The organism is Streptococcus mitis, from assembly GCF_047464035.1.
In the GTDB taxonomy this organism is placed as follows: Bacteria; Bacillota; Bacilli; order Lactobacillales; family Streptococcaceae; genus Streptococcus; species Streptococcus mitis_DX.
Window position 1 is genome coordinate 36,494 of the sequence record NZ_JASHCQ010000015.1, and the last position, 6,805, is coordinate 43,298.

General features: G+C 42.1%; 7 protein-coding genes. 2 read left to right on the forward strand and 5 right to left on the reverse strand.

Translation table 11 applies throughout. The annotated features are described in order from the left end of the window. Positions 1 to 870, forward strand: coding sequence for a helix-turn-helix domain-containing protein (locus QM818_RS06020; RefSeq protein WP_414300033.1), 870 nt, complete (start codon positions 1 to 3; stop codon positions 868 to 870). A gap of 112 nt (positions 871 to 982) precedes the next feature. Then, positions 983 to 2,113, forward strand: a complete 1,131-nt coding sequence (locus QM818_RS06025) for an ABC transporter ATP-binding protein (protein ID WP_004263420.1) — start codon at positions 983 to 985, stop codon at positions 2,111 to 2,113. A gap of 97 nt (positions 2,114 to 2,210) precedes the next feature. Here the strand turns inward: QM818_RS06025 and QM818_RS06030 are convergent, their stop codons facing one another. The 5 genes from QM818_RS06030 to QM818_RS06050 all read right to left on the reverse strand — a co-directional run bounded on the left by QM818_RS06030 (position 2,211) and on the right by QM818_RS06050 (position 6,581). Beyond that, positions 2,211 to 3,401, reverse strand: a complete 1,191-nt coding sequence (locus QM818_RS06030; protein ID WP_414300034.1) for a ferredoxin reductase family protein — start codon at positions 3,399 to 3,401, stop codon at positions 2,211 to 2,213. A 257-nt stretch (positions 3,402 to 3,658) separates the two neighbouring features. Then, positions 3,659 to 4,318, reverse strand: coding sequence for an amino acid ABC transporter permease (locus QM818_RS06035; protein WP_000443889.1), 660 nt, complete (start codon positions 4,316 to 4,318; stop codon positions 3,659 to 3,661). Between the two features lie 9 nt (positions 4,319 to 4,327). Then, positions 4,328 to 5,005 carry an amino acid ABC transporter permease gene (locus tag QM818_RS06040; protein WP_261015774.1) on the reverse strand — a complete coding sequence of 226 codons (678 nt, stop codon included), beginning with the start codon at positions 5,003 to 5,005 and terminating at the stop codon, positions 4,328 to 4,330. Between the two features lie 12 nt (positions 5,006 to 5,017). Continuing rightward, positions 5,018 to 5,812: a transporter substrate-binding domain-containing protein gene (locus QM818_RS06045; protein WP_414300035.1), complete on the reverse strand. Its 795-nt coding sequence runs from the start codon at positions 5,810 to 5,812 to the stop codon at positions 5,018 to 5,020. Between the two features lie 10 nt (positions 5,813 to 5,822). Then, positions 5,823 to 6,581, reverse strand: a complete 759-nt coding sequence (locus QM818_RS06050) for an amino acid ABC transporter ATP-binding protein (protein WP_001229569.1) — start codon at positions 6,579 to 6,581, stop codon at positions 5,823 to 5,825. Positions 6,582 to 6,805: the final 224 nt, after the last annotated feature.

A 6,805-nucleotide genomic window follows, 5' to 3' on the forward strand; every position in this document is an offset into this window, starting at 1 on the left:
ATGATGGCAAAAGAACTACAAGACTGGTTTCCTGAGGCTCAGATTTCAGACCAACCAGTAGAGAAAGAGGGTTACTTAACTCTTCCTTTAGTTTCTCAGCAGTGGATTTTGCTGGAGGAAGCTGGGCTCAGTGAGCGTGAAAAGCAGTTAGTTGCCCTTTTGACCCAGCAGGAGCAGGCTCGTTCGCTCAATCCTTGGTATTCTTATCTGATTGAGGGGAAGGGACAGGCACCGCAAGCTTTTAAAAAGATTCAACTGGTGTATTGCCATCTTTCCTATTTCCAACAGGAAAATCTAGCTTCTTGGCTGGATATGATGCGGACTCTTTTTCCTAACTGTCAGACGGTGCTTCAGGTCGGAGCTCAGGATTATGTTTTCGTGCTTCAACAAGATAAGTACACTTCTGTACGAGCTATTTTAAGTGATACGATTGAAGCGGTTGAGTATGACTTTGGACTTCGTCTCTCTATCATGTTGGGTCAGGTTTGGTCTCAGACAGGCCATCAAGCCCTATCAGACTTAATCAAAGCGGAGCGCGATTTGTTTAAGACTTGGTGGCGTCAGGGTCATCAAGGTGTTCATACTTTTTCTCAGCTCTATCTTTGGAGTATGGGAGAAAGACTCGTGGACTTGAAGGCAATCAAGGAATGCCTGCACCAGATGATTTTGGATCAAGATCAGATTCAGGAAATCATTCTCTCTCTTTGGGAAAATAGTGCTGTCCTAACAAAAACAGCCCAGCAACTCTACCTGCACCGCAATTCTCTCCAATACAAGATTGATAAATGGGAAGAATTGACAGGGCTTCAGTTGAAGGAATTGACAGATCTCACCCTGTGTTATCAGTTGATTTTACCAGATATTTTATAAAGTTTTGTGCAAGTTGCACAGAACTTTTTTATTTTTTTGGTCATCTTGCCATAGAAATGTAAAGCGTTTTCATCTATAATAAAACTATCAAAAGACAAAAGGAGTTCACCTTATGGTAGAATTGAATCTTAAAAATATTTACAAAAAATATCCAAACAGCGAACACTATTCAGTTGAAGACTTCAACTTGGACATCAAAGACAAAGAATTTATCGTTTTCGTAGGTCCTTCAGGATGTGGTAAATCAACAACTCTTCGTATGATTGCTGGTCTTGAAGATATCACAGAAGGTACTGCATCTATCGATGGCGTGGTTGTCAACGACGTGGCTCCAAAAGACCGTGACATCGCCATGGTATTCCAAAACTACGCTCTTTACCCACACATGACTGTATACGATAACATGGCTTTCGGTTTGAAGTTGCGTAAATACAGCAAAGAAGACATCGACAAACGTGTGCAAGAAGCAGCTGCAATCCTTGGTTTGAAAGAATTCTTGGATCGTAAACCAGCTGACCTCTCAGGTGGTCAACGTCAACGTGTTGCCATGGGTCGTGCGATCGTCCGTGATGCAAAAGTATTCTTGATGGACGAACCTTTGTCAAACTTGGATGCGAAACTTCGTGTATCCATGCGTGCTGAAATCGCTAAAATCCACCGTCGTATCGGAGCTACAACTATCTACGTAACTCACGACCAAACAGAAGCGATGACACTTGCAGACCGTATCGTTATCATGTCAGCTACTAAAAACCCTGCTGGTACTGGTACTATCGGACGTGTTGAACAAATCGGTACTCCTCAAGAAGTTTACAAAAACCCAGTTAACAAATTCGTAGCAGGATTCATCGGAAGCCCAGCTATGAACTTCATCAACGTAAAATTGATCGGTGACCACATCGTTGGTGACGCCTTTAACTTGAAAGTTCCAGAAGGTGCTTTGAAAGTTCTTCGCGATAAAGGTTACGAAGGTAAAGAATTGATCTTCGGTATCCGTCCAGAAGACGTGAACGCAGAACCTGCTTTCCTTGAAACATTCCCAGAATCAGTTGTCAAAGCAACTATCTCTGTATCAGAATTGCTTGGTTCAGAATCTCACCTATACTGCCAAGTTGGTAAAGATGAATTCGTTGCTAAGGTTGATGCACGTGACTACTTGCAAGCTGGTGCAACTGTGGAACTTGGATTTGACTTGAACAAAGCACACTTCTTCGATGTAGAAACTGAAAAAACAGTCTACTAAGATAAATGAAACTCAAAACACTGCTAGAAATCTGGCAGTGTTTTTTTGAGATTGCGTAGAAAAAAACTCCTGGGAATTTCCAGGAGAGTATGAGTGGTTATTTGAACTTGAATCCTTCGTAAATAAGCTCTGTTTTTGGATTTTGTTTCTTAATCTGTTTGGCAAGTGACTTCATCATAGAAAGAGGACCACACATATAGACGGTTGCATGTTCGGGCACTTCTTTTTGTTCAAAATTAAGATAGCCGTCTTTCCTACTGTCTATTAGATGGAGTTCAAAATTAGGATTTTTCTGAGCATAGTCACGGAGCAAATCTAGGTAAACTGCATTTTCCTCTCCACGGAAGCTATAGTAGAAGTGAACCTGTTTATCTAAAATAGGATGTTCACGGATGTAAGAGATGAAGGGGGTGATCCCAATACCTCCAGCAATCCAAACCTGATTTTCTCGTCCTTCTTCTATGATCATGTGTCCGTAAGCTCTATCTACGCTTACTTTGCTGCCGACTTGAAGATTGTCATAGATATTCTTGGTATGGTCGCCTGAATTTTTGACAGTAAAGTAAAGAGTTTGACCATGACCTCCTGAGATAGAAAAGGGATGCGGAGCACTTTCAAAGCCTTCTTGGAAAATCTTTAGGAAGGCAAATTGTCCTGCTTGATAGTTGAAAGGTCTGCTAAGATGGATTTGAATTTCTCTAGTATCGTGATTTAAGCGTTTGAGATTGGTAATTTTCCCTAGATAGGGGAAGGAAATCTTTTGATATAGAAAAATGATATAAAAACCAGCTAGCAAGCCTAAAAGGGCATAGCTACCAACAAGAAAACTTATAAGATTAAATGTAAGGAGACGATTGCCCATCATCATGTAGACATGAAAGAGTCCGAAAATATAGGCTAGGTAAACCAGGCGGTGAATCCATCGCCAAGCTTCGTATTGGATGTATTTGCCTAAATAGGCGACAAGGATGATACTGGCAAAGATATAGATGGCAAGGTTGCCAAACTGAGCAGCTAATCGAGAGCCCCACAAACCGCCCATACTAAAGTTATGAAAGATGAGTAGGATGATAGAGAGAAAGGCTGTGAATTTGTGGACAGTATAGACCTTCTCCAAACCGTGAAACCAGCTTTCTAGTAGTGGGAGACGAGTGGCTAAGACAAAAGTTAGAGATAAGCTTGTTAAAGCTAGTCCTGGAATCATGAATTGGGGAGAAGTGTTCATCCAAGTCAAAATAGTCAAGACAAAACTAGCTATGATAAAGAGTATTCCTTTGAGTGATTTCATAGAAAATTCCATTTCATTAAGATTTGATTTGTTGTAAACGAATTTGTTACATTTTATCATAGAAAAAGTATGGTGTCAAATTGAGGTCTATAAATATCTACTCTCATCAAAAAACTCTCCAATTGAACTGGAGAGTGGCTGTTTATACTCAATGAAAATCAAAGAGCAAACTAGGAAGCTAGCCGCAGGTTGCTCAAAACACTGTTTTGAGGTTGCAGATGGAAGCTGACGTGGTTTGAAGAGATTTTCGAAGAGTATTATTCTGCAGCTTGTTGCCAACGTTTTGCTAGCATATGAGACAGGCTAGAAATGGCTAGGTTAAAGCTGAAGTAGATGAGGGCAATCAGGATGTAAAGACTGAAGACCTGCTCTGGTTCGAAATAACGGCCCATGAGAATTTGGCTGGCTCCAAAGAGCTCTTGTAGGGCGATAACAGAGTAGAGAAGACTGGTATCCTTAATCACGGTTACAAACTGAGAAATGATGGCTGGCAGCATTTTACGAATAGCTTGTGGGAGAATGATGTGATAGAGGATTTGGGCTGAGGTAAATCCTTGCGACATTCCTGCTTCATACTGTCCCTTGTCCACTGCATTGAGACCGCCTCGGATGATCTCAGCTAGGGCAGCTGATGTAAAGAGAGTGAAGGCTGTAATACCTGCTGGTGTGGATTTCATTTTGAACACCAAAAAGATAGTGAAAATCCAGAGGAGGTTAGGAACGTTACGCACAAACTCGATATAAATGCTGGAGATAATGCGTAAGACAGGATTTTTCCCATTTCTCATGACGGCTAGCACCGTTCCGATAAGGGTAGAGAGGACGATGGCAATCAGAGAAATGTAGAGGGTCAAGCCAAATCCTTTAAAGATAAAGACTAGGTTATCTGGGGTCAAAACTTCTAAAATGGATTCCATAGTAACCTCCTAAAGGGAATAGGCTTTTTTGTTGGCTTGCTCCATCTTGCGACCAAACTGGGCAACAGGAAAGCAAAGAGAAAAGTAGAGAAGGGCAGCTCCTAAAAATGCTGGAATGTAGTTTCCGTTAAGTGCTGACCAAGACTTGGTCACAAACATCAAGTCCACTCCAGAGATGATAGCGACGGTGGAGGTGTTTTTGATGAGGTTGACGATTTGGTTGGTCAAAGGAGGAAGAATGATACGGAAGGCCTGAGGTAAGATAATCAGACGCATGGCACTGATATAGGTAAAACCTTGCGACAAGGCGGCTTCCATCTGACCGCTAGGAATCGACTGAATACCTGAGCGAATCACCTCAGCGATATAGGCTCCGTGATAGAGTCCCACGCAGAGAACAGCTGTCCAATAAATCGGAATCATGATGGTGTGGTCACTGATAAGAGGTAGGCCATAAAAAACGATAACAAACTGCACCAAGAGGGGAGTATTTTGGTAAAATTCCACAAATATGCGAGCCAAAATGCGCAAAATTGGACGTTTGCTGGTTGACATGGCTCCGAAGAAGATGCCCAAAACCATGGCTAGGATAAAGGATCCGATAGCTAGGGCAAGAGTGAAGAGGAAACCATTGAAAAATTGTCCAAAATTCTGAAAATAGGCTGTCCAAGATGATAAATCTGTCATGGGGTATCCTCCTTAATCTGCAGTATGGCTAGATGGTTTGAGCTTGTAACGGTCATAAAGTTTTTGCAAACTGCCATCCTTGCTCCATTTGGTGACCAAGTTATCAAGATAGTCGTTGAGTTCGGTATTTGATTTCTTGGTGACGATACCGTAGTCAGATGGCTTGAAACTATCATCTAGCAGTACTGTGCGTTTGCTGATGTAGCCAGACAGAATCGAGCGGTCAACGGAAAAGGCATCAATACGGTGAGCATGTAGGGAAGTAATCAATTCTGGGTAGGAACCAAGTTCGACGAATTTAAAGGTCAAGCCTTTCTTTTTACCCAGTTCGGTAATCAGACGTTGAGTAATGGAACCTTGGGCAACTCCGATGGTTTTGCCGTTTAGGTCCTCGATGCTTTTGATTTTGGCAGATTTATTGACCAAAAAGCCAGAGGCATCTGTGTAGTAAGGGCTGGTGAAGTTGTAGAGTTTTTTGCGTTCATCCGTGATAGTAAAGGTTGCGATATCCATATCGACCTGCTCATTGTCTAGAAGGGGGCCACGAGTTTGCGCGGTAACAGGCACGTAGCGAACTTTGACCTTGAGCTCATCAGCTACCATTTTGGCCAAGTCGGTTTCGATACCGGAATAGGTCCCAGTCTTAGGATTCTTATAACCGAAATTGGGAACGTCCTGTTTCACACCAACAACTAGCTCGCCTCTCTTTTGGATGTCTGCGACACTGGTATCAGCCTGAACTGGTTTTGCAGTAGCAAGGCCCAAAAGGCTAATCAATAATGCGGATAAAAAGAATTTCTTTTTCATAGGCGCCTCCTTATTTGACTTTGTCACTTTCGTGGTTGATGATTTTGCTGAGGAATTGTTGGGCACGAGGTTCGCTTGGATTGTCGAAAAAGTCATCAACATCTGTCGTATCCACCAAAACTTCTCCGTCAGCCATAAAGATGATGCGGTCCGCAACTTCACGGGCAAAGCCCATTTCATGGGTAACGACAATCATATTCATACCATCGTGGGCCAATTTTTGCATAACTGCCAGAACGTCTCCGATGGTTTCAGGGTCAAGGGCAGATGTTGGTTCATCAAAGAGAAGGAGTTCAGGATGCATAGCGAGTCCACGAGCAATGGCGATTCGTTGTTTTTGCCCACCAGAAAGCATGGCTGGATATGAATCTTTCTTGTCCCACATATTTACAAATTCCAGATATTTTTGAGCTGTTTTTTCAGCTTCTTTTTTATCAATTCCTAAAACTTTTATAGGTGCTAGTGTTACATTTTCTAACACTGTTTTATGCGGATAGAGGTTGAAATGTTGGAAAACCATGCCTACTTCCTTGCGAAGGGGCACCAAATCTTTCTGGCTGGCACCAGCAACTTGGTGACCATTGACTAGAAGGCTTCCCTTGTCAACAGCCTCCAAACCATTGATGGTGCGGATAAGAGTGGATTTCCCAGAACCAGATGGTCCGAGTAGGACAACGACTTGCCCTTTTTCAAAACGGAGATTGATGTCACGGAGTGCGTGGTAGTCTCCGTAATATTTTTCGACGTGTTCAAATTCTACTAAAGCCATAAGGAATCTCCTTTGTGTTAGATTTTATAACACGATTCTACACCAAAAGATTTGTCTTGTCAAATCATATCTTAAAAATTCACTAAAATTTTATAAAAGGTAAATTCGCAAACTAAGTTCCACCGCTAGTAGAAGTGGAAGTTAGTCTGATAAAAATCCTAAAAACCAGTGGAAATCCGTGTCAGGGTAAGTTCCACTGGTTTTACTAATGCTTGATTTCATCG

Coding starts and splice junctions, on each gene's coding strand:
- QM818_RS06035 (WP_000443889.1), bottom strand. CDS start 4,318: ATGGAATCCATTTTAGAAGTTTTGACCCCAGATAACCTAGTCTTTATC.
- QM818_RS06050 (WP_001229569.1), bottom strand. CDS start 6,581: ATGGCTTTAGTAGAATTTGAACACGTCGAAAAATATTACGGAGACTAC.
- QM818_RS06025 (WP_004263420.1), top strand. CDS start 983: ATGGTAGAATTGAATCTTAAAAATATTTACAAAAAATATCCAAACAGC.
- QM818_RS06045 (WP_414300035.1), bottom strand. CDS start 5,812: ATGAAAAAGAAATTCTTTTTATCCGCATTATTGATTAGCCTTTTGGGC.
- QM818_RS06030 (WP_414300034.1), bottom strand. CDS start 3,401: ATGAAATCACTCAAAGGAATACTCTTTATCATAGCTAGTTTTGTCTTG.
- QM818_RS06020 (WP_414300033.1), top strand. CDS start 1: ATGATGGCAAAAGAACTACAAGACTGGTTTCCTGAGGCTCAGATTTCA.
- QM818_RS06040 (WP_261015774.1), bottom strand. CDS start 5,005: ATGACAGATTTATCATCTTGGACAGCCTATTTTCAGAATTTTGGACAA.